Below are 22,894 nucleotides of genomic sequence, written 5' to 3' on the forward strand. Positions count from 1 at the left end.
GTAGAACGTATGACTGATAACCTAGCTATTAGCGATGATAAAACATCATCACAGCAGATAATAAATGAGTTTGTAGTGCGCTTTGCTAATACCAACGGAACCGGCTCTGCCAGTGCTAACAATATGTTTGCAAAGGCTATTTCACGAATGGGTATTCCGGTAAGTGCCAAGAATATTTTTCCGTCAAATATTCAAGGTATGCCAACGTGGTACGAAGTTAGAATTTCACAAAAAAATTATTTGGGACGACGTGGCGGTAAAGCTGAAATGATCGTTGCCATGAATGCTCAAAGTCTCAATGATGATATTAATACAGTAAAAACGGGCGGCTACATACTTTATGATTCAAGCCGAGCTTTATCAGATAATCAAATCCGTTCGGATATTAATTATTTAGGCATGCCAATATCAAATATTTGCCTTAAAGAGTATCGTGATCCAAGGCAAAGGCAATTATTCAAAAATGTTATTTATGTGGGTGCACTAGCGGCATTATTATGTATGGATTTTGCTTTACTAAAGGCATTGGTTCGCGACCAGTTCAAAGGTAAAGAAAAGCTTATAACGCCTAATATATATGCCTTAGAACTCGGTTATCAATATGCGAATGAACACTTTATATGCCCATTAGCAATTAAAGTTGAAAGTCGTGACTTAATTGATAATCGGATATTGGTTGATGGTAACACTGCGGTTGGTCTTGGTGCTGTGTATGGTGGTGCTACGGTGGTTGGTTGGTATCCAATTACGCCTTCTACCTCGGTTATTGAAAAATTTTCCAGCTATTGTCATCGTTTACGAATTGACCCCGCGAGTGGCAAAAAAAATTATGCCATCATACAAGTCGAAGATGAATTAGCCGCAATAGGTGTTGCAATAGGTGCCGGTTGGAATGGTGCTAGAGCGTTTACTGCGACGTCTGGTCCCGGTGTGTCATTAATGACCGAATTTTTAGGGCTCGCTTACTTTACAGAAGTTCCCATGGTATTGGTGAATGTTCAACGTTCTGGTCCCTCAACTGGTATGCCAACACGTACACAGCAATCTGATATTTTGGCCTGTGCTTATGCTTCACATGGTGATACTAAGCAAATATTGTTATTTCCACACAGTCCCACTGAATGTTTTGATTTTAGTGCGCAAGCATTTGATATAGCTGAGCAACTACAAACACCGGTTATCATAATGAGTGATTTAGATTTGGGCATGAATGAGCACTTGTCAGAAGCGTTTTCTTGGCAAGATGATAAACGCTACGACCAGGGTAAGGTCTTAACGGCTGAACAACTTGATGAAGTTGAAGTTTTTGGTCGCTATTTAGATGTAGATGATGACGGTATTTGTTATCGCACTTTACCAGGAACTCACCCAGAGAAAGGCGCTTTCTTTAATCGTGGTACCTCACGTAATCGCTTTGCTGGCTATACAGAAAAATCTGCCGACTATGTCGATAACATGGAGCGTTTAACGAAGAAGTTTAATTCAGCTATTAAATTTTTACCTGAGCCAGAAATACAACAAGGCAAGAAAACAGCACCATTGGCACTAATATATTTTGGCACTAGCAGCCATCCAATTGCTGAGGCAATTGATCAATTACAAGAGCAAGGATTAGCCACTGATACTCTACGAATTAAAGCTTTTCCTTTTCATCAACAAATAGAGCAGTTTATTGATGAACACTGCCTTAAGAACAAGCAAGTGTTTGTGATAGAGCAAAATCGCGATGCTCAAATGAAAAGTTTACTGGTGAATGAATTACAGATAGATCCAAATAAACTGACCAGTATTTTAAATTTTGATGGTTTACCAATCACCAGTGACTTTATTGTGCAAACAGTGTTGGCACAGTTAGCATCACCTCAATTAAACAAAAAAGTGGGTTAATCAGTCATAACCCTCCTCGTGGGCAATTATTTGCCTAGGGTTTAGAATTTTATATAGTAAAAATAGTTTAAAGGAATAGGTATGAGTTTTATTAAATCAACTTTTCGCCATCCGCGTCTTCCTGTTAATGATTTAGGGTTAACATATAGAGATTACGAGGGCGCACTCTCAACCCTTTGTGCAGGTTGTGGTCATGACTCTTTAACTGCGGCGATCATACAGGCCTGTCATGAATTATCAATTGAGCCTCACAAAGTTGCTAAAATGTCAGGAATAGGCTGTTCTTCGAAAGCACCTAATTACTTTCTCAATAAAGCGCATGGTTTTAACTCCGTACATGGCCGTATGCCGTCAGTGACTACGGGGGCTAATTTAGCCAATCAAGAATTACTCTATTTAGCCATGTCAGGTGATGGTGACAGTGCTTCTATTGGTTTTGGGCAATTTGCTCATGTAGTGCGCAGACAATTAAATATGGTATACATGGTCGCTAATAATGGGGTTTATGGACTAACTAAAGGTCAATTAGCAGCCACTGCCGATAAAGGCGTTAGAAACAAAGGCGGGGATTTAAGTTTATTTAACGATATTGATTTATGTGTCACGGCACTGCAGTTAGGGGCAAGCTTTGTTGCTCGAAGTTTTTCTGGAGATAAACAACAGCTTGTACCGCTAATAAAAGCAGCCATAAGTCATAAAGGTTTTGCTTTCATTGATATTATTTCGCCATGTGTAACCTTTAACAACCATGCTGGCTCTACTCGTTCATATGACTATGTGCATGATCATGTTACTACAGGTGCTATTGCTGATTTTGTGCCCGTGAAAACAGAAATCACTAGTAGCGGTGATAGTGCAGAATGTGAAGACGTTTGTTTGCATGATGGCTCTATTATGCGTATTCAAAAAGTTGATGAAGGTTACGACAGCACTAATGCTAGTCAAGCTATTATGGATATTGAACGACATAAGCAAGACGGAAAAATATTAACAGGGCTTTTTTATTTAGAGCCTACTGCCAGTGATTATCATGAAATCAACGATACCAATGACACGCCATTGAATCAGTTAGATCAAGATGCTCTTTGTCCTGGCAGCCGTGTGTTAAACGGAATTAATGAAAGTTTTCGATGATAAGGTAGCTCATTAATAAGTTAATCACCTAGTGTTATAAGAGAAAAGATAGTATCCCGACGTATTAATAGCATTAAAAAGTAGTGAGGTTACTTGATCTTTCCCTCTATTTCTTAATAATAAAAACAGGTTTACTAGGGGCTGTTGATCTTTCGAGATTGTTTTTACAGCAATTTGTTGGGTATTTATACCATTTACATTAATTAAGGTTACAAAATTCAATGATAATAAATGCTCAAGAACAAGGCGCTTGATTGAGTAATAGCTGGCTATTGGGATTGAAAGCAACGATGTTATTGGATATTTAAGCCATTTGAAAATGATCACTTAGTTAGTGTAATTGGTATTATACAAGGCAGAGCCTTTGTCATGTGGTTGGGCAACTTCTAGGTTTACAGAAGAAGGTAATGCTTTTTTTGGGCAATGGGATTTTTCAGGTAACGGCATGGTACCGAAGCAACAACGAAAAGAACTGGGCAATTATGGATTAGCACGTTTTGACAGTCCGTTAGCCTCTGTTGAAGGTTATATGCTAAATATTAACATTACTTCTGCCTATCAAAAGTTACGAAATTTACGTGCAAAATTACGACAAGAAAATAAACCAATATCAGGTTTAGTGTTAGCTGGTACATTAGATAAATATTCAGAACGTGGTCAAGTCTACATTGATAGTATCCGCTCAATGATTCGCTACAATAAATTACAAGATGTTGATAATGCTTATCTTAGTAATAATACTTTAATTGAGCTGACAGCACCTAAATAAACTTAAAATATCATTAAGATGCTAAGCGTTTTAATGAAAATAAAAAAGCAGCTAAATCGCTGCTTTTTTTAGTTAATAAAGGGATATTATTTATCTCCTTTATTGTTAACCTCGAGTAAACTCTGGGTAGGCTTCCATACCACAATCACTAATATCAACACCTTCGTATTCTTCTTCTGCACTTACACGGATACCAATAACCTTTTTCAAAGCATACCATACAACAAAACTAGTACAGAATACCCAAACAAAGATAGTTGCCGCGCCAATTAACTGACCACTAAAGCTAGCACCTGAATTAGTAATTGGCACAATAAGTAAACCAAAGAAACCAACCACACCATGTACTGAGATAGCCCCTACTGGATCATCAATTTTAATTTTATCAAGTGCAATAATCGATATAACAACAATAACACCTGCAATAGCACCGAAAATAGTCGCTTGTAATGGCGAAGGCGTTGAAGGCTCAGCAGTTATCGCAACCAAACCAGCTAACGCGCCATTTAATGTCATGGTTAAGTCAGCTTTCTTATATAAAATTTTAGCAAAAACTAGCGCAGCAATTGCACCAGCAGCAGCAGCAGCATTAGTGTTTAAAAATACCATTGCAACTGAGTTAGCACTATTGATGTCTGCAAGTTTTAATACTGAACCACCGTTAAAACCAAACCAACCCATCCATAAAATGAATGTACCTAACGTAGCCATAGGCAAGTTAGCACCAGGAATAGCATTTACTTTACCGTCTTTAGAATATTTACCTTTACGAGCGCCAAGTAGTAAAACGCCAGCTAATGCCGCTGAAGCACCTGCCATATGAACAATACCAGAACCTGCAAAATCAGAGAAACCAAGGTCACCTAATGTATACATACCAAAAACAGCATCACCATTCCAAGTCCAAGAACCTTCCATTGGGTATATAAAACCTGTTAAAACTACGGTAAAAGCTAAGAAAGCCCAAAGTTTCATACGCTCTGCAACTGCGCCAGATACAATTGACATAGCTGTTGCAACAAATACTACTTGGAAGAAGAAGTCTGAAGCATTTGAGTATACTGCACCGCCATCAAAACCAGCTTCAGCAGACTCAGCTAATACTGCGCCAACTAACGCTTCAGCATCACTTGCACCATCAAGTGCAATACCATTTAAAAATACACCGCCGCCGTACATGATGTCGTAACCAACAACTAAATACATAATACAAGCGATAGCATACAAGGCTACGTTCTTTGTTAAAATTTCAGTGGTATTTTTAGCTCTTACTAAACCGGCTTCTAGCATAGAAAAGCCAGCAGCCATCCACATGACTAACGCACCACAGATAAGAAAATAAAAAGTATCCATGGCATATTGAAGTTGAAAAATATTCTGTTCCATTATGTTTATCCTTATAGGGCTTCTGAATCTTGCTCGCCAGTACGAATACGTACCACTTGCGCAAGGTCATAAACAAAAATTTTACCGTCACCAATTTTTCCGGTGTAAGCCGCTTTAGTAATAGTTTCGACTAAACGCTCAACAATATCATCGTTCACGGCTATTTCTAATTTCACTTTCGGTAGAAAGTCCACTTGGTATTCAGCGCCACGATATAATTCGGTATGCCCTTTTTGACGACCAAAACCTTTAACTTCACTAACGGTGATACCTTCAACACCAATTTCAGAAATGGCTTCGCGAACATCATCTAGTTTGAACGGCTTAATGATTGCGTTAACTATTTTCATAACAGACCTCTATTTATTGTATTCATTAAATGCTTTGAACATTACAATACAATTCATATGCCAAAAATAATAAACATTTTAAATCAATAAGTTAGCCTAATTAGTTTAATAATAAAAATGTAAGTGCACCAAAATAGCACTGTAATATTTACCTAGCGTTTTGATTTGGTGCATCCTTTGATAAGTTCATGATATTCGAAAAGAAGGAGTTGTCAGTCGAAGGAGAAGCAGGATATCCTTCGACTGATTTACGTTCAGGGGAACGGAATTATAGTAGGGAGTTTGAGTATAGAGATCGTTACTTTAATTGCCACACGCTTAAATGAGGAAAGCTTAGCGTGAAATTTCGCCTATTTATTTTGACAGGGCGCGTTAACTGTTGCTGTTCTATTAAGTTAAAATGCGACGCTAGCTCTAGTGATAAACCCTCAAAACCAGTAACATTTTCACCATTAATTTTTAGCCCCCCTAACCAGTTCTCTTTACTTGTTTGTTGCTCATCAAAATCATAACTTGAAACAACGATAAGCAAACCCTTAGCATTTAATCGCGAATGTACTTGTTGCAAAAAAGCGCGAGGATCATAGCTTTGTTCAAGTACGTGCTGAGCAAGGATTACGTCATACCCCTTAAAAACGCCCTTGAGGTTACTCACATCACCTTGGCTAAAAAATATATTATCGCTACAAGGTAAATCAACATCCATTAAATTGAATTCATGAAAATCAACAATATCTCCTTCATTTGCTAAGGTATAACGAACAGACTTCCCTTGTTGTAAGTTCACTCCATAACGAATATAACGAGCAGAAAAATCAAGCGCGTCTATTTGATTAAAGTATTGCGCTAACATAAAGCTTGTTCGACCAACACTACAGCCTAAATCAAGGCAGGTATTAGTCGCTACCCGATATTTTTCAACACACTTTATTATTTCATCGGTAATTTGTTGGCTATAATTTTTTACTGCTAGTGGCATAGCAGATTTGGCTTGTCCGTATTGAGCATGTAATTGCTGACAAATTGCAGCATCGTTTTCATAATGATTAGTTGCAAGGTTAGGTAATTTCTTAGTTTGACTTTGCACATAACGAAAGCCCGCATGTTGAAAGAAGTGACGTCGAAAGGCATAACGCGAGTATTTCATTGCTTCATTACCAGAAGAAATCCATGACCCCCCTTTAATTAAGTTATGCTTACCGTCAAAGGTCGGGGTAGAAAAATCATCATAGAGCGGATGCACGTCAAAGCCATGAAAACTATCAATGGTTGATTCGGTCCATTGCCAAACATTACCGATAATATCAAAAAGTCCATTGTGTTCAAATTGATCAACGGGGCAAGAAGACGCATAACCTTCGTTATTAAGATTACCAGGCGTTGTTTGCCAGGTAGTTAAGTCACCTGCTACGTTGTCACGTAAGCAAAGCCATTCAGCTTCAGTAGGTAGGCGGATAAGTTGCCTTTCATTACCGGTACTCTCGCCGTTTTTCCATTGACAAAAAGCTTTAGCTTCAAGGTAATTAACTTCAACAGGCCAGTTTAACGGTAAAGGGATTTCATTTAATAAGTTACGTTGCCAATAAACTTCCTCATTATTGTCATTCTCTTTTTTAAACCAAAAGTGAGGCATAGTCGCTTTCGTAAAAGCGAGCCACTGCTGCCCTTCTTCAGTCCAAAACTCACATTGCTGATATCCTTTAGCCTCTATAAAGGCTAAATATTCTTGGTTAGAAACGACATACTTTGATGTGCGAAAATCATTTACGCTTAACTGGTCATCACCATATTCATTATCCCAACCAAACGTATCGTCAATCGCAGGTTTACCAAATTCGATTAGCCGTCCTTTTATTGGCACCAACTCATTAGTAGGCGCGTTACCTACATGACGGCAAGTAGACCAAGGCTCAACCGCACTAAGATAGTGCAAAGGCAACATGCGCATGATCACTGACGAGGTTTCAAGATGAATTCGTTCATGTTCACAACCCATCAGAATAATCCACGCCAATGATTCTTGAGTAATGGGTAATGAAAGTGGCATGTTATCAATTAAGTTTTCAATTAACTCAGACACTTGCTGCCTATAGATTCTAACCTCATTAACACTGGGCCAATCATAATGCTCACTATTTAGATCATCCCAGCTCATTTCATCAACACCAACCGCACAAATAGCTTCTAATTTGCTATTGACTCGCTCAGAAATAAATTTACCTAATATAAGTTTATTGATATAAAAAGTAGCGGTGTGGCCAAAATAAAAAATCAACGGATGACGTAAACGCTCAGGTCTTAAATAATAAGCACTGTCATCATTAATAAGTGAAAAAAGAGACTCGTATTTAGCCCATGTTAGCTTGAAGTAGTCTTTTAATTCATCTCTTTTAGCGCTTACACTTGCGCTATTTAGCTGCGGAGGTTTGGCTCGCTGATTTTTAGTGATATTCATAAATTCATTACTTATTTTATTTAGTTAATGAGAGCCACTAGTTAAAAATACTTTTCTGATATTGTGCGAGGATTGCTTGCTGTATTTTATCGCCTAACTTCACAGGACAGTCAAATACATTTTTTACTTTCACACTAGCCGTTTTTTCTTCTATAAAATTAATACTATCACTAAACCAAGTACTGGCTTTGAATAAATCCAAAGCACCTAAAGTAGCAGTATTTTTTTTATCAGTAAAAAGAGACGATGGTAAAGCTATAGGGGTGAAGCTATCGGTTAATAAACACGTTTTTTTCTCATAAGCTTGCACCGTATCTAACACATTTATTAAGCCATAAAGTACATTAATATAAGGGTTGTAATGAATGCTCGCAGCGCCTAACCTGTGTTCTATTCGAGCTGTTTTTTGCCAGTTTTGTTGTACCGATAACACATTATTATGACTATCGTATAATAAAGGCTCTTCACCCATATTTTGATTATGCTTGCCAAGCTTTTTATACAAGGCAATACTTCCTTGGTGACCACCCGATATATCTACAGGCGAACAGAGCTCTTGCGCTAAACCGTACTGTGTTTTCAACGCCAAACGTTCAAAAGCAGCTTCTTCAGGTAAATACAATAAACAACACTCTAAACTAGTGCGCAAAAAACAATTTTGTAAATATTCTCCGAAGCCTTCTTCAACAATAAGGTTATTGCCGCGACTATCAAGTACGCTAACATTTAATTGCACCGCATTAGGAATATGAACAGCACGCGTATCATTGGTAAAAATTTGACTAGAACCCGAAATAAGCTTCCCTTGATCGCCAGACCAAACGACCGGTTGAATCAAGGTCTCTATTACTGCATTTTTGCCATAAAGTTGTTGAAAAAGTTGCGGTAACCTGGTGATTACTCGGTGTAAATTATGGGCTTCTTTTAATGGCGTTTGACCGTTAAAAAGTGACACGTATTCCCATTGATTTCGCCAATATTCACCGACAATTTCACCCTCAATATCTAACTCGCGTAAACACTGGTTAATCTGGCTAAAGTCTAATTTTTGATCCACGTTGTTATCAAAACGATAACATCCCTCTAACTCAAAATGAATTTGCGCTTTATATCCAAGTCGCTCTAAATAATTCTGCACAAGGTTGATTGCATCTATTGTTAAATGCTGTAGCTCTAATGATTGTTGAATCAAATGGTTAGTCATGGTGTAGTAAGAGTTACTTTCAAAGTTAATGTTGTTTTGTACACGAATGTTATATTGTGTCTCAATATTGCAAAGCTCGATTTTTACCACTCGTTTTTGCATTATGTAGCGCTTTATCGGCTTGCAAATATAAGTCTGAACTGTTTATAGTGTCAACCGATGTTGTCGATATTCCAATACTAACAGTAAGCTTTACTAGCTGTTTATGACTTCCTTTACCAACATAAAACTCATAACCATGTACTTTTTTTACTAAACGTTGAGCTATATTTAAACATTGAATACTATCTATTCTTGGCAATACACATAAAAACTGTTCACCACCAACACGACCAATAACATCTTCACTTCTGATGGTATCTTTACCTATTGACGCTACCTTACTAATCACTTGATCACCAAAAGCGTGTTTATAAAGATCATTAATCGGCTTAAAATCATCAATATCTATTAGCATTATAGAAACTTGGTTTTTTTCTAAATTGGTCTCGTTAACAAGCGTATTAAGAAACTCAAGTATATAACGACGATTATATAAATTTGTTAGGGGATCACGAATAGATAGCGTCAATAGTATTTGATTATTTCGCCATTGAAAATACATAAAAATCAAGCTGAATAAGATAAGTATCACAATACAACTTATAATGTAATTCTGAATGGTATTATCTTGTTTTTGCTGTGCTAATTGTAATTCATGTACTTTAGCTCTTTGTTGTAACAAAGAGTTTTCTACGTTTTGTCGTTCAGCTTCTAATACACCTCTAACACGTAATAACCGATCAGAAGTATTCTTCTTTAATAGTGCAACTTTACGTTGATTAAACTGCTTTAATAATTGATAAGCTTGTTCATTATTACCTTTAGCTTGCTGTAACTGTGCCCGTATTTCAATAACTTCTATTTGCCATCGAGTACCTATTAACTCAGGCATATTTGCAAAAATAGTCGCAGCATTATCCAAAGCAATGGTAGCAAGGTGTAACTTGTTTTTGTCTATAAAACACAAAGCCTGACGTTTATAAAGTTCGGCTTTATAGTCAATTAACCCCTTTATACTTAAAGTTTGCTCTATATAATCCAACGCTTGAGTGCAATCACCTTTTCCGGCCAAGCTCATTGATATCCCATATAGGCCATAAAAATTACCCTCGATATTATTAAGACTATATTCAATTACTTTTTGATAACGATGATAATAATTCAATGCTAAATCATATTTCTGCCAATAACGATAAGTCACCGCTAACCCATATAGCGCTTCAGCCACATGAACCGGATAAGCAAGCTGCTGATAGCTTGTTAGTGCTTTTTGATAATACTCAATTGATTGGCCATATTCATTTAAATACCCGTAAATATCACCATAAACTTCATTGATTCTAGCAACCAAAAAATCATTATCTAATGCGTAAGCTTCAACGTATGCTTGCTGCAAACCAGTTAGTGAGTATTCATAGTGCTCCGTTAAGCTACGTGTAAAAGCGAGTTCTAACTTTGCATGAACTGCCAAATCAGTATATTTATGGGTAATTGCAGCTTGTTGCGTTTGCTTTAGTAAGCTTCGAGCTTTTTGGTATTTTCCTTGTCGTTGCAGAATAATACCGTAAAAAATATTAAAGTGAATGGCGATACGATCGGGGGTTTTTTCATTTACAAGTGCTTGAGCAGTGGTAACTGTTTGTTGAAATTCGTCAAAAAGGTCTAATAAATTTTCAGCTTGAGCTTTGCGTAGCAACCACCATAATTTATAATCTGGTGTCGCATCAGCTAATTTATCAGCTTGAGACTGAATTTTTTGATAAGTCTGCCATGGCTGTTGATTTAGCTCATGATCCATATTTTGTAATACTAAACTATCATTTAATGGCATTGCACCAACAGTAAAGTTACTACAAATAAAAAGTACCGCGACTATGGATTTATAAACAAACGGCAAAGCATGATATCCCTATAAAAACCTAAAAACAATTTAACCCGTATGTGAGAATATACTTAACTACACTAACATATATACCCAAAATTATTCAAAGTACATATTTCTGAGAGCAACTCTCTTAGTTAAATAGTAAATTTAGCACCTCTCATTTAAACAGTTTATTAAACTCTGTAACCGAAAAACCTTTTAATAATTGATCACCTACCTTCAGTACTGGTACACCACGTAGCCCTGTGGCTGCAAACTCCTTTTGTCCTTTCGCCGTTTTTATATTACACAACCGATAAGGTATTTTCTGCTTTTCTAAATAGTTTTTAGCACTTTGGCAATGAGGGCACTTATCCATACTGTAGAGCACTACTCGTTTCATAAGCTTTCCTTAAATGTTACTGCAATAATAACGATTGAAGTATTAGATTATACCAAGCTATAAGCAAAAAAAACCGCGAAACTAATTTCGCGGTTTTATTATTTTCGCAACAATTAACTTGTTACTGGTAACTTATATTACGCTGCTTTCTTTTCTGTAATAAAGAAGCTAGAAAGATATGAAATCAAACCAAGTAAAAAGAATACTCCAGCAATTTCGCGTAACCAGTAGAAAATCTCTAACTTATCTTGCGTTGCCATAAAGCTTAATGCTTCACCTGATTCAGGAATACGTTGTAACCATACTTGTAAGATACCTGCACCCGTTAAGAACAAGGTGATAAATACCATAGCAACAGTCATTAACCAGAAACCCCACATTTCAACAACTTGCGCTTTATTACAATTTGCTTCACCAATACCGCGAAGTTTAGGCATTGCATAAGAGATAATCGTCATAACGATCATCGCGTAAGCACCGTAAAAAGCCATGTGACCATGAGCAGCAGTAATTTGTGAACCATGTGTATAGTAGTTTACAAATGACAAAGTGTGTAAGAAACCCCAAACACCCGCGCCTAGGAAAGCCATTACCGCTGTACCTAATGCCCATAATGTAGCGGCTTTGTTAGGATGTTCACGACGACGACGGTTAACCATATTAAAGGCATATAAAACCATAGCAAAGAAAGGAAGTGGCTCAAGTGCTGAGAAGATAGAACCAACCCACTGCCAATATTCAGGTGTCATTAACCAGTAAAAGTGATGACCTGTACCTAAGATACCTGAGATAAGCGCCATAGCGATAATCACATATAACCATTTTTCAATTACTTCACGGTCAACACCCGTTACTTTAATTAATATATAAGCCAAGATTGCGCCCATGATTAATTCCCAAACACCTTCTACCCATAAATGTACGACAAACCACCAGAAGTACTTATCTAATGCTAAGTTAGTCGGGTTGTAGAAAGCGAATAAGAAGAATACGGCTAAACCAATTAAACCAGTCATCATCACCATATTTATGGCAGTTTTACGACCTTTTAAAATAGTCATGCCTATATTAAATAAGAAACCTAACGCAACCACTACAATACCAATTTTAGTGATAGTAGGTTGCTCAAGGAACTCACGTCCCATTGTTGGCCATAATTCATTAAAGGTAATGTCAGCTAGCGTTGAATAAGGTACAAGTAAGTAACCTAAAATAGTGAGTACACCCGCAGCAGCGAATATCCAAAATAATGCTATTGCCAGTTTAGGACTATACAATTCAGTTTCTGACTCTTCGGGGATCATATAATAAGCAGCCCCCATAAAACCAAACAATAACCAAACAATAAGTAGGTTGGTATGCACCATACGCGCAACATTAAATGGAATTAAACCACCTAAAAAGTCACCAACAACGTATTGCATGCCCATTAATAAGCCAAATAGTATTTGGCCAACGAACAAGATCATAGCAAAGATGAAATAAGGCTTTGCTACTGCTTGTGATTGATATTTCAAAGTATTCACAGCTCTATCCCTCTATGTTTGGTGGCCAGTTGTTAGCATCAAGCTCAGACGTCCACTTTAAAAATTCAGCCAGTTCATCAAGCTCTTGATCTGTTAAATTAAATTGTGGCATTTGGCGACGACCTGGAATGTTTAAAGGCTGCGCCTTCATCCAACCATTGAAGAAAGCTTTAAAGCCTGCCTCACCGCCACGACGGTTATAAACGTTCATTAGCTCTGGTGCAAAGTAAGCACCTTCACCAATTAACGTATGACAACCGATACAATTATTTTTTTCCCACAAATGCTTACCGTTTGCTACAGCCTCGGTAATGTTTTCTCGATTATCCCGTTTAGGCATCTCTTTTACAGTATGAAAAGTCAAAGCTAAGAATATTAAGAAGAAGAAAACACTTCCTCCATAATAAATATTCCTTGCCATGCCTTTAGTAAAGTTCTCTGACATGGTGTATCCCTTAATGAATGATTAAAATTCATGCGTTAGTTATGTGTATTAACTTATAATAAGTTATTTACATTTTCGTACAAAAAATTACTTGGTTGAGTAAAGCTCGTGAATAATAGCGAGAAGTACACACAGATAGCTTGATAGAAATCAAAGTTTACGGATAGTTGTAAAAATATGTGTCGAAAAGTTAACTATTATTGCGCCATATCAAAAAACAATGAGGTTGTTTAGGTAAAAAATCTAATAATAATAAAACCTTGCCTTTTTTAAGGGTATATTATTATTAGGTTTTCTTTCGTCTATTTAACTTTAGTTTATGCCCTAGCTATGTACTTTTTTATTGAAACTGAAATATATACCCGTAATCATTCAAAATGCTCGATTCAGAGTGCTTGAGCAAATCTAGTTTGAGGCGCGTCAATTAAATCATGGTCATTCCCTATTTCTTTGACGCAACAATGAAATAGGTTTGCTCATGCGCTTCTACGATGGGGCTAAAAACGATTTATACGTCGTTATTGATTTAGTGAATGGAACAACCATTCTCTGCAATCAAAGCCTTGTCTAAATCGTTTTTTTCTCCCACTGAAACATGCATTTTGAATGGTCACGGGTATAAAGATCCACTAAAGGCTATGGAATTAATTTTCAGCATCACGCTTATTTAAACGTGATGATGGAAGTGCATATAAATTTTCACTCTATTTTTTAATAACAGTCACCCGTCCTTTCATGCGCGGATGTGGCCCACATTCATAAGGAAAATCACCTGCTTCATCAAAGCTTCGTTGATAACTTTCATCAGGAAAAAAATAATCCGGCTCTTCCTTATCAAACTGTTTAAACCAAACATTATGATATTGACGTTTTTCAATGTTTTTCCAAGTAATGCTATCACCCTGTTTAATAGTAATCTCGGCTGGGATATATTTTTTTTTGAAAATTTCAACAACATGCTCTGTTGCAAACACACTACTCGATATAAGTAGTAAACTTATTATCATCCAAACTCGCATAGTTAGCTCCTAATGTATTTCAAATAGCTCTTATTTTGTCAGGCTATAATAAGGTGTTCCAAGTTTATAACACAAGTACTTGAGTTCATCAATTTAGCACCATGAGGCTGCAAATTGTTGTTATTTAATTTCTTTAATGACTATTTCATCAACGTTATATTTACTTGTTGGGCGATATATTGTCACTTACATAGACCATTAAAAATAACTTTTAAGAGCAAGATTAATCTTGAAAATAGTCGGTTAAAGAAAATCCAATACCAATGGTTTGTTGTGAGTGATTGTAATCGATTAGGCTTTCGCCATAACCATTGGTATATTGAATATAACCTTTTAACCGATCAAAAATAGGAAAGGTTACACCTAACTCCACGTACCCGTTGTGCTCTTTAAAATTTTCTCGGCCTTTAAAAAGCAAATTATATCCCTGCCACTTGTAAACCATCGAAAGTTCAAATCGCCCCATATAATCAGTGATGTCGGGGTTATCATTTCCCGGTTCAGTAGGTGTAGTTACTTTATTTCCTTGAGGAATTCGCCACCAAGGTCTAAAGGAAATAGCGTAGTTCTTTTTAGCAAAAACGATATTTGCATAGAGTCTATTCCAACTGCGTGATAAAGATAATGAATGACCATTTGATTGGTGTTCAAAACCAAGAAGTAATGCGGTGTTACCTCCTAACGGTTGCCAGCTCAAAGGAGCATAATAAAAAAATTCTGGTTGATAATTTGTTTCCCTAAAAGGACGAGAAATTTTCTGTGCATAAATTTGCCACCATGACTGTAACGTAAAACCAAAAGCGATACCGTCACCTTCAGTAAATATACTTTCTGTAAGCAAAGGAACTCTAAAGCTAAGCTGATATTTAATCTCTATATCTTCAAGATTATTAGCCCAGTTTTCTACTTCATCGTAGGCTTCTTTATTGACATTGTTACTATAACTGACAGGTAAAATATAATTCATTCTATGAGGTGTCATAACATAAGGAGTCATCACATAAGGCTCTATAGCCAAATTATTTGTTTTTAGGTCTTGCTCAAAAAAATCAGTTACTTTATTCGGCTTAGTATTGATTAGATCGAATAGTGACTCTGAGCATTCTTGCTTCAATTGTCTAACCGTTTTATCTAAATTTTCTGAATTAAGTTTATCTATCAAACACGCTTGCATTTCTTCTTCTGATGCGAGCACTTTCAAAGATACAAAAATAAAACTCGTCATTAACAGGCTAAGATATAAATAGAATATTACTGATCTTTTCATAAATTTATCTCACCTGAATACAGCTAGTAACATGCGATGTTTCCCCTTCACTGATTTACTTTATGCACTACTGCCCACATAGCCGCTTACATCCGGCTTTTAAAGCCTCGTTTTTAAATAAATTTGTAGTGCACTTTAATCGTAGCCTCTGTAATGCATCAGCTTCACTGTCTATTAGTAAACACCCATCAGCATTAAATATCAACGCTTGTATAATATCAGTTTAATTTTCAGAAACACTGAAGACAATTACTTTCGACCTTATATTTGCGCTAAATTCAGTGATTGTGCCTAATAGTGCTTTTTTATCTGTAAAGTCTCCCCTTCCCTGTCAGTCTTTCCAGTTATCGCTGTATACCTTACTATTGAGCCTTGTAAAACCTTAATTAACAAATTAAGCTTACAAACTGCTTTTATACCAAACGGAGCAATTCCCGCTAAGTAATTAATAAATGAGTTCTATTGGTATTACTATCGATTACTTATCGGTTTAAGTTATTAAATTCCCATAAATTACCACTTTGCAGCTGGAACGTTAAGAACAAGCACTAAAACTATCGCTCAAGAAGCGCTCAATTGGAGAAAACATATTATGAAAAAATTAATTATATTTGTCGCTTTAGTATTAGCAATTGCTGGGGGGGCATTTTGGTTTCTTACCAGTGATAAGCTAAATGCTCTTATTGCAGAGCAAATAGAAGTACAAGGTAAAAAATTTACTGAGCAGCTAGTTACAGTAGAAAAAGTAGATATGCAACTTTTAAGCGGTGCAGGCACCATCAATGGTTTAATATTAAATAACCCTAGCGGCTATACAACAACTCCTTTGTTTGCTTTAGAGGAAATCACCTTAGATATTAATATTGAGAGCTTAGCTGGAGTACGTGAAGGTAAACCTGTCGTGATAGATGCTATTGTCATCAATAAACCAGAAGCACTCGTTGAGTTTAATGAAGCTGGCGGCTCTAACATTCAGGTAATCCTTGATGCCATCAATAAAAACATGCCTCAATCCTCAGCAGGTGGCGAAACTAGTCCTAGTCAAACTAATTCGCCTAAAATACGTGTGAAAAAATTTGTATTAGCTGGAGTCGCTCTACGCGTTGATTTAACCAAGCTAGGTAATACTACCCATAAAAAAATACTACCTGATATTAATTTAGCCAACATTGGCGGTGAAGACGGTGTGCCTGCTAATGAACTAGGCGGTGTAATGATCAAAAAAGCATTGTCGGCTATCTGGAAAGAAGCGAAAAATTCACAAAAAGACGTGTTAAAAGATCAAGCCAAAGACAAGGCTATAGAAAAAGCGAACGAGCTATTTGATAAGTGGAACAAAGGCAATTAAGCTTTTAAGCTTTTAAGCAATAACCGTAAAGTCTTTGCTTGTTTCATGGAACAATCGTTCTAAAGGTTAAGTTAATTCGTATATCCTGCACCTTTTTAGTCGGTGGAAGGCGATGAAGCCAATGTTGTTGAGTTTCGCCTTTCATCACTAATAAACTACCTGCTTTTAGATCAAGCGACACCACCTCTTTAGTGTGTTTCTGTTTAAAAGAAAATTTACGTATTGCGCCAAAACTTAATGAGGCGATAGCACCATTCTTTTTAAGATCTTTCTCACCATCACTATGCCAAGCTATACTCTCGCTGCCATTATGATATAAATTGAGTAAGCATGAATTATAAGTTTCATCTGTTTTTTGCTCTACTATGGCCTTCAAAACTTGCAAGTTTTGTGTCCAAGGTAGAGCACATTTAGTGATATTAGAATAGGTGTAAGAAAAAGGTTGTTCAGCATACCAAGCAACCTTTCTTTTGGTTTTAATGTGTTTTCCAAAGATAACCGCTTGATCACATCGCCAGTCAACTTCAGTTAACAATGCATTCAAGTAAAAATCTGATTCCGCTAAAGACATTATTTCGCCATGATAATGTACTTCACCATCTTGAGGTAAAATATTAATCGGTTCAACTAAGGCTTGGTCAAGTAAATTCATTACAACTTCCCATACTCATCAAAATATGCCACAAGCATTACTACCCAAAAAGTACAAAATGAGTTTACTGTCTTAGTTTACAGCATTCCCTTGACCAAAAAGAGCTAAGATTTAATCCTAGCTCTTTTTTTCAGCTATAAACTCTTTATAATAGATTGTATAAAATAGGCAATGAATAAACGGCATAATCCAATGGCAATTGAATATAAAACTAGAACCCAGTTAGTTGTTGAAATACTAAGAGAAAAAATACTTAGTGGGGAAATCGTCGCTGGTCAGCCATTGCGTCAAGCAGCATTAGCAAACGAATTAAATGTTAGTCGTATTCCAGTTAGAGAAGCATTACTGCAACTTGAAGCGGAAGGTTTGGTCATTTTTGAACCTCACAAAGGTGCTAGCGCTACTGAGCTAAGTGCTGCTCAAGTCGATGAACTATTTGAACTTAGAGCGATGATAGAAGGTGATTTACTAGCTGCTTCATTAGTACACATTACTGACGATGCTTTAGTACAAGCTACTGATATCTTAGTGAATCTTGATAGTGCTTTAGGCAAAGAAAATGCTGCAAACACTTGGAGTGAATTAAACTCTGATTTTCATAACTGCTTGTACTCTGGTGCAAATAGACCACAAACGGCAGATTTAGTTAATATTTTAAATAAAAATGCTGATCGTTATATTCGTATGCATTTATTATGGGCGGGCGGTATTTCAAAAGCAGGTCCTGAGCATGCCGAGCTTTTAGCTTTTTGTCAGGCGCGAGATATCGACAATGCTGTAGCCAAATTAAAACAGCATATTCTTAACTCTCGTGATGAAATAAAAGCATTTTTATTACAACGCGAAGCGAATTAACATTTATTTTCGCTCCACTTGAAGATGCAAAATTATTAATTATTTAGATGGCTTAGCTTCAGGGTGCTGAGTAAACCATTTTTTAAGCCATAATTCCATTTCGTCAAGTACAAATCCATCGTGAATAATACTCCCTTGTACTAGACTACCGCCCATTGCTATATAACTATTAACGGTTTCATGTCTATCAATATTAGTACCAATTAACGATAATTTCATACTACGAGCTAAAGTAATTAACGCATTAATGATCGCTTTGTCAGCGCGATTATCTTCGTTAGTGACTAGCTGTTGACAGTCGATTTTTACTTGATGAACCGTCATTTTTCGTAAATATCGTAACGATTCATAACTGCCTGAAAAATCATCAATGGCAATAGTAACGTCTAAAGATTTTAATTGATCTATGGTTTTTTTCGCTCGTTGACATGCAGATAACATCACTTGCTCACTGAGCTCAATCATTAAGTATTTGCCAGCAACATTATAATTTTCCATTTGCTGTCCAATAAAATCGACTAGATCAGGTTCAAGTAAATTTTTGCTCGATAAACTAACTGAGACTCGTTGTTGAACGCCAAGTTTATTTAACGTAGATAATGTCTCAAAAGCCTGGATTATCATCTGTTTCGTTAATAGATATACTTCACCACTATGCTCAGCAAGTTCGATGAAATCGGATAACTCTAAAGGCTTTTCTTCTCCATAATACCAATGAACTTTTAATTCAAAACCAACAATACTTTGATCATTAACATTAATTTGCGGTTGTAAGTACCAATGTAGGTTTTCAGCAAGAATGTCTTGTCGCAAACGCTCCATTAACAATAATTGCTGCTCTGTGTATAAAACAGCACTATTATCAAAATATTGAATCCTTTGCTCATCCTCTTCGCCTTTTAACAAAGCATCCGTTGCATGAGCAACTATCTCATTAACACTATTGCCGTGTTCACCACTTATAGCGATACCAAAAGCTAATTCAAAGTTTAATGAAAAGCTTTTAAAACTCATTGCTTCAGGAACCGCTTTAGCGAGTTGCTGGCATAAGTTATCAAGCACGCTCTTAGCATCATGCTTGCTCGAAGATAGATCAAATACCACTAAAAAGTCTAAACCGTGTAATCGAGCTAATCTTACCGCCTCAGGGGTTTGATCAAAACTAAGTAAGCTTTGATTATTAGCGACACTTTTCTTTAAGCAAAAAGCTAATTGCAACAATAATATGTCTGAATTATGGTGACCTAAAACAGTATTCACTTGCTGAAAATTAATCGGTTTAAAAACAACCGCGGCCATACTTGCCTTTTTCGTCGTTTTCAGAGCCTGTTCAAACTGTTTCAGTGCATGTTGAGCTGTCGGTAGGTTGGTCGCTAAATCGTGAGTATAATTAAATAGTTCTTCTTTGGTTATCTGATGTTCTGCAGTTAACGGTAACGTTTCACGAGTAAAACGGCGAAATAATTGCCAACAAAAAAACAGTATTATCGGTAGACTTACGCCCAATAAAAAAGTGGTGATAGTATCAGAAGAATACAGAGATTCTTGGTCTGCATAAGCAGTACATGAAAGCAGTAGTGATAACATAAACAAAGAAAATGAACGCACACTTACCATCCTAATTTTAACTATGAAAGCCGCAAACCTAAAAATTACAGCTGAAAAAAGCCTTGATATTATTCCATACTAAACCAATATAATTATTTGCGGAGCTAAAACATTATAGAAATGACAAATATAGGTGCAGATGAGTAAGTACCTACTTCCTACTTATACTTATAATGGAAATTTGGGCATGCTAGCTCTGACTTAATAATCATATTACCCACCATATCCTATAACTTAAATCTTGCCAATTGGTTATTTAAATCTTTTGATAGCGTTAATAAATGTTCACTTATTTCTTTACCACGAATAGCATCTTCACTCGACTTTTCAGCCACATTACTAATATTAACCACATTAACATTAATCTCGTCTGCAGCTAAATTTTGCTGTCTAGCCGCATCTGAAATTTGACAGTTTAGCTCATCAAGTTCTTTTATTTCCTGAGAAATATTAACTAAAAGGTTTGCAACATTAGTAACATCTTCCGCTTTTTCGTTCGCTTGCTGGCTAACATCATTCATTGAATTAACCGCGCCTTTCGCATCTTTTTGTAAAGCGCCAATAGTTGACTGTATTTGATCGATAGATTCTCGCGTTCTAGTGGCGAGTGAACGCACTTCATCGGCAACAACAGCAAAGCCTCTGCCTTGTTCCCCCGCCCGAGCAGCTTCTATAGCCGCATTTAATGCTAATAAATTAGTTTGCTCCGCAATCGCTGTTATCACTTCTAAAACACTACTGACTTCATTAGTTTTATTACTCAACTCAGTAATCATATTAGTATTATCAATGACTTTATCTCGCAATTCATCGATGCCATCTCGGGCTTGTTCAACTAAGGTTAAGCCCTTTGATGCTCTTTCATTAGCGGATACAGATTTATCTGCCGCACTTTGGGTATTTTGTTGTACTTCATTCGCAGAAGCATCAAGTTCATTGATAGCGGCAGCAACTGAATCAGTGCCATTTTTTTGTTCTAACACCGCAGATCGGGTTAATGATGATATTTCATCAACACTTTGAGCTGATAGAGTCAATTTATTCGTTACTTCAGAGATTGATAAAAAACTTTCTCTAAAGGTTGCCATCATGCCATTTAAGGCTGAACTTACAGCGCCAAGTTCATCATCATATTTAACTTTGATTTTGGTATTCAAATCAAGGTTTTCTTCAACGCTTTTAATGGTATTTAGCAATGTTTTTAAGCGAACGAAAACCACTTTTTTTAAGGTGTAGCTTAATAAGCCAAAACTAATAAGGGTAATTATAAGTTGTAAAATAGTCGCATGAGTAATCGAATCGGCAATATCTTGGTCAACTGAAGACAGATCATAGGTAATTTTTACCGCACCTAAAATCTCATTATTATTTACTTGGTGACAGGTCAAACAGTTAGTGCCCCGGTAATCATCACTGGCTACAATGGGCATAATGAAACTCATCATACGCTTGCCGTCTTGCTTAAACTCTTTAAACGCTTTTGTGCCTGCTAACCCTTCTTTCTCAAAGAGCGATTTAGCACTTTGATCGGCATAACCTTCTCCAAATACTTTAGTTAACGCCGGAGCCCTCAAAATACGCGCTTCTACAATGTCATCTTGACTAATAATTTTATTTTGAATCATTTGTCTATTACCAATAGTTCCCGTTAACATCATGGTATTGACTGAATCAAAATAATTTAATGCCAAGCTTTCTAAATTACGCTCAACAAAATGTTCTGCTAATTCTTTTTCATCATCGTAGAAAAAAAATATCGTGGTACTTAAAAATAATAAGCCGATTAAAACCAAAGCCGCATTAATTTTTGTCGCTAAAGACATTTGTTGAAACATAAAATTTTCCAGTGAAAAATATAAATAAAAGAGCACTATACCTACATGATATAATGCTCTATCGACAAATAAATATAAAGCTTAAGGTTTATTGATTTAACTCATAGAAAAACTATTGCTCAAACAGCATCTTGGGAAATACAGAAGCGTAATAGTATGGTGTGAAGAAGTAAAATAAGTAGAGAGTAATTAGTTTTGATAACCCCAACGCGGCATGATTTCTTGCGCTATGCCAAGGTGATCTAATACTCGGCCGACCATAAAATCAATCAAATCATTTATAGATTGTGGTTGATGGTAAAAGCCCGGCGCTGCAGGCATTATCGTTACCCCTTGTTGTGATAAACTCAGCATATTAGTGAGGTGAATCGTTGATAAAGGTGTTTCTCGTACCATTAAAATTAACTGACCACGCTCTTTAATAACCACATCAGCTGCCCGTTCAATTAAGTTATCACTCATCCCTTGGCTAATAGCAGCTAACGTGCCTGTTGAGCAAGGGCATACCACCATTTCCTTAGGCGCAGCCGAGCCAGAAGCGACTGGCGAGAACCATTGTTCTTTACCAAAAACAATGATTTGTTCAGCCTTTGCTTGGTATTTCTCAATGAGTATTGCACTGGCAGCATCAGGCGAGGCAGGTAATTTAAAATCAAGCTCGGTATCAAGTACTATTCTGCCAGCACTTGAGCATAATAAATATACTTGGTAATTAGCCGCAAGTAAGCATTCTAACAAACGTAAAGCATAAGCAGAGCCTGAAGCGCCAGTAATGGCTAAAGTTATCTTTTTATCAAATTGTTTAGCATTAAATTTAACCGTGTTGAGTGCTGCCAAAAGCCTAT

General features: G+C 36.5%; 18 protein-coding genes and 1 pseudogene. 5 read left to right on the forward strand and 14 right to left on the reverse strand.

Annotated features, from left to right (window positions below; genetic code table 11):
• Positions 1-9 precede the first annotated feature (9 nt).
• From DWA31_RS11980 to DWA31_RS11995, 3 genes and pseudogenes are all read left to right on the forward strand, one after another.
• Positions 10-1,887 (forward strand): 2-oxoacid:acceptor oxidoreductase subunit alpha, encoded by a 1,878-nt coding sequence (locus DWA31_RS11980; RefSeq protein ID WP_114326814.1) that lies wholly within the window; start codon positions 10-12, stop codon positions 1,885-1,887.
• An 81-nt stretch (positions 1,888-1,968) separates the two neighbouring features.
• A complete protein-coding gene (locus tag DWA31_RS11985; protein ID WP_114326815.1) occupies positions 1,969-3,021 on the forward strand; it encodes a 2-oxoacid:ferredoxin oxidoreductase subunit beta in 1,053 nt (350 codons plus the stop codon).
• Positions 3,022-3,394: 373 nt separating this feature from the next.
• Positions 3,395-3,790: pseudogene (locus DWA31_RS11995) on the forward strand (glucosaminidase domain-containing protein); the annotation flags it as partial.
• Positions 3,791-3,895: 105 nt separating this feature from the next.
• Here DWA31_RS11995 and DWA31_RS12000 read toward each other — a convergent pair.
• The 10 genes from DWA31_RS12000 to DWA31_RS12045 form a co-directional block, all read right to left on the reverse strand.
• Positions 3,896-5,176, reverse strand: a complete 1,281-nt coding sequence (locus DWA31_RS12000) for an ammonium transporter (RefSeq protein WP_114326817.1) — start codon at positions 5,174-5,176, stop codon at positions 3,896-3,898.
• Between the two features lie 11 nt (positions 5,177-5,187).
• A complete protein-coding gene (gene glnK, locus DWA31_RS12005) occupies positions 5,188-5,526 on the reverse strand; it encodes a P-II family nitrogen regulator (protein ID WP_114326818.1) in 339 nt (112 codons plus the stop codon).
• A 298-nt stretch (positions 5,527-5,824) separates the two neighbouring features.
• Positions 5,825-7,981 (reverse strand): 5-histidylcysteine sulfoxide synthase, encoded by a 2,157-nt coding sequence (gene ovoA / locus DWA31_RS12010; RefSeq protein ID WP_114326819.1) that lies wholly within the window; start codon positions 7,979-7,981, stop codon positions 5,825-5,827.
• Positions 7,982-8,018: 37 nt separating this feature from the next.
• Positions 8,019-9,287, reverse strand: coding sequence for a hypothetical protein (locus DWA31_RS12015; RefSeq protein WP_245942603.1), 1,269 nt, complete (start codon positions 9,285-9,287; stop codon positions 8,019-8,021).
• Positions 9,247-11,124 (reverse strand): tetratricopeptide repeat-containing diguanylate cyclase, encoded by a 1,878-nt coding sequence (locus DWA31_RS12020; RefSeq protein WP_114326820.1) that lies wholly within the window; start codon positions 11,122-11,124, stop codon positions 9,247-9,249. The genes DWA31_RS12015 and DWA31_RS12020 overlap by 41 nt, the downstream gene beginning before the upstream one ends.
• Positions 11,125-11,269: 145 nt before the next feature.
• On the reverse strand, positions 11,270-11,494 hold the full coding sequence (locus tag DWA31_RS12025; RefSeq protein ID WP_114326821.1) for a glutaredoxin family protein: 225 nt from the start codon (positions 11,492-11,494) through the stop codon (positions 11,270-11,272).
• 137 nt (positions 11,495-11,631) lie between these two features.
• Positions 11,632-13,020, reverse strand: coding sequence for a cbb3-type cytochrome c oxidase subunit I (locus tag DWA31_RS12030; protein WP_114326822.1), 1,389 nt, complete (start codon positions 13,018-13,020; stop codon positions 11,632-11,634).
• A 4-nt stretch (positions 13,021-13,024) separates the two neighbouring features.
• Positions 13,025-13,465: a c-type cytochrome gene (locus tag DWA31_RS12035; RefSeq protein ID WP_114326823.1), complete on the reverse strand. Its 441-nt coding sequence runs from the start codon at positions 13,463-13,465 to the stop codon at positions 13,025-13,027.
• A 704-nt stretch (positions 13,466-14,169) separates the two neighbouring features.
• Complete coding sequence (locus DWA31_RS12040; RefSeq protein WP_114326824.1) at positions 14,170-14,484, reverse strand: plastocyanin/azurin family copper-binding protein; 315 nt, start codon at positions 14,482-14,484, stop codon at positions 14,170-14,172.
• A gap of 223 nt (positions 14,485-14,707) precedes the next feature.
• Complete coding sequence (locus DWA31_RS12045) at positions 14,708-15,751, reverse strand: phospholipase A (protein WP_245942604.1); 1,044 nt, start codon at positions 15,749-15,751, stop codon at positions 14,708-14,710.
• A gap of 592 nt (positions 15,752-16,343) precedes the next feature.
• Between DWA31_RS12045 and DWA31_RS12050 the strand changes: the two genes are divergently transcribed.
• The gene (locus tag DWA31_RS12050) at positions 16,344-17,099 is read left to right on the forward strand and encodes an AsmA family protein (protein WP_114326826.1); all 756 of its coding nucleotides are present in this window, start codon (positions 16,344-16,346) and stop codon (positions 17,097-17,099) included.
• 43 nt (positions 17,100-17,142) lie between these two features.
• Here the strand turns inward: DWA31_RS12050 and DWA31_RS12055 are convergent, their stop codons facing one another.
• Positions 17,143-17,751, reverse strand: coding sequence for an alpha-ketoglutarate-dependent dioxygenase AlkB family protein (locus DWA31_RS12055; RefSeq protein ID WP_114326827.1), 609 nt, complete (start codon positions 17,749-17,751; stop codon positions 17,143-17,145).
• A 192-nt stretch (positions 17,752-17,943) separates the two neighbouring features.
• On the opposite strand from DWA31_RS12055, the gene DWA31_RS12060 reads away from it, so the two are divergent.
• Entirely contained in the window at positions 17,944-18,606 is a 663-nt protein-coding gene (locus tag DWA31_RS12060; protein WP_114326828.1) for a GntR family transcriptional regulator, read from the forward strand.
• A 39-nt stretch (positions 18,607-18,645) separates the two neighbouring features.
• On the opposite strand, the gene DWA31_RS12065 is transcribed toward DWA31_RS12060, so the two are convergent.
• The 3 genes from DWA31_RS12065 to DWA31_RS12075 all read right to left on the reverse strand — a co-directional run bounded on the left by DWA31_RS12065 (position 18,646) and on the right by DWA31_RS12075 (position 22,886).
• Positions 18,646-20,223, reverse strand: coding sequence for an EAL domain-containing protein (locus DWA31_RS12065; RefSeq protein WP_114326829.1), 1,578 nt, complete (start codon positions 20,221-20,223; stop codon positions 18,646-18,648).
• Positions 20,224-20,441: 218 nt separating this feature from the next.
• Positions 20,442-22,049 carry a methyl-accepting chemotaxis protein gene (locus DWA31_RS12070; RefSeq protein WP_114326830.1) on the reverse strand — a complete coding sequence of 536 codons (1,608 nt, stop codon included), beginning with the start codon at positions 22,047-22,049 and terminating at the stop codon, positions 20,442-20,444.
• Between the two features lie 189 nt (positions 22,050-22,238).
• Entirely contained in the window at positions 22,239-22,886 is a 648-nt protein-coding gene (locus DWA31_RS12075) for a flavin prenyltransferase UbiX (RefSeq protein WP_114326831.1), read from the reverse strand.
• Positions 22,887-22,894: the final 8 nt, after the last annotated feature.

Source organism: Candidatus Colwellia aromaticivorans (genome assembly GCF_003333305.1).
Lineage (GTDB): Bacteria > Pseudomonadota > Gammaproteobacteria > Enterobacterales > Alteromonadaceae > Colwellia > Colwellia aromaticivorans.

Bases quoted from the DNA above. Each gene is read 5' to 3' on its own strand.
- DWA31_RS11980 (WP_114326814.1), top strand. From the start codon at position 10: ATGACTGATAACCTAGCTATTAGCGATGATAAAACATCATCACAGCAG.
- DWA31_RS11985 (WP_114326815.1), top strand. From the start codon at position 1,969: ATGAGTTTTATTAAATCAACTTTTCGCCATCCGCGTCTTCCTGTTAAT.
- DWA31_RS12000 (WP_114326817.1), bottom strand. From the start codon at position 5,176: ATGGAACAGAATATTTTTCAACTTCAATATGCCATGGATACTTTTTAT.
- glnK (WP_114326818.1), bottom strand. From the start codon at position 5,526: ATGAAAATAGTTAACGCAATCATTAAGCCGTTCAAACTAGATGATGTT.
- ovoA (WP_114326819.1), bottom strand. From the start codon at position 7,981: ATGAATATCACTAAAAATCAGCGAGCCAAACCTCCGCAGCTAAATAGC.
- DWA31_RS12015 (WP_245942603.1), bottom strand. From the start codon at position 9,287: ATGCAAAAACGAGTGGTAAAAATCGAGCTTTGCAATATTGAGACACAA.
- DWA31_RS12025 (WP_114326821.1), bottom strand. From the start codon at position 11,494: ATGAAACGAGTAGTGCTCTACAGTATGGATAAGTGCCCTCATTGCCAA.
- DWA31_RS12035 (WP_114326823.1), bottom strand. From the start codon at position 13,465: ATGTCAGAGAACTTTACTAAAGGCATGGCAAGGAATATTTATTATGGA.
- DWA31_RS12040 (WP_114326824.1), bottom strand. From the start codon at position 14,484: ATGCGAGTTTGGATGATAATAAGTTTACTACTTATATCGAGTAGTGTG.
- DWA31_RS12045 (WP_245942604.1), bottom strand. From the start codon at position 15,751: ATGAAAAGATCAGTAATATTCTATTTATATCTTAGCCTGTTAATGACG.
- DWA31_RS12050 (WP_114326826.1), top strand. From the start codon at position 16,344: ATGAAAAAATTAATTATATTTGTCGCTTTAGTATTAGCAATTGCTGGG.
- DWA31_RS12055 (WP_114326827.1), bottom strand. From the start codon at position 17,751: ATGAATTTACTTGACCAAGCCTTAGTTGAACCGATTAATATTTTACCT.
- DWA31_RS12060 (WP_114326828.1), top strand. From the start codon at position 17,944: ATGGCAATTGAATATAAAACTAGAACCCAGTTAGTTGTTGAAATACTA.
- DWA31_RS12065 (WP_114326829.1), bottom strand. From the start codon at position 20,223: ATGGTAAGTGTGCGTTCATTTTCTTTGTTTATGTTATCACTACTGCTT.
- DWA31_RS12070 (WP_114326830.1), bottom strand. From the start codon at position 22,049: ATGTTTCAACAAATGTCTTTAGCGACAAAAATTAATGCGGCTTTGGTT.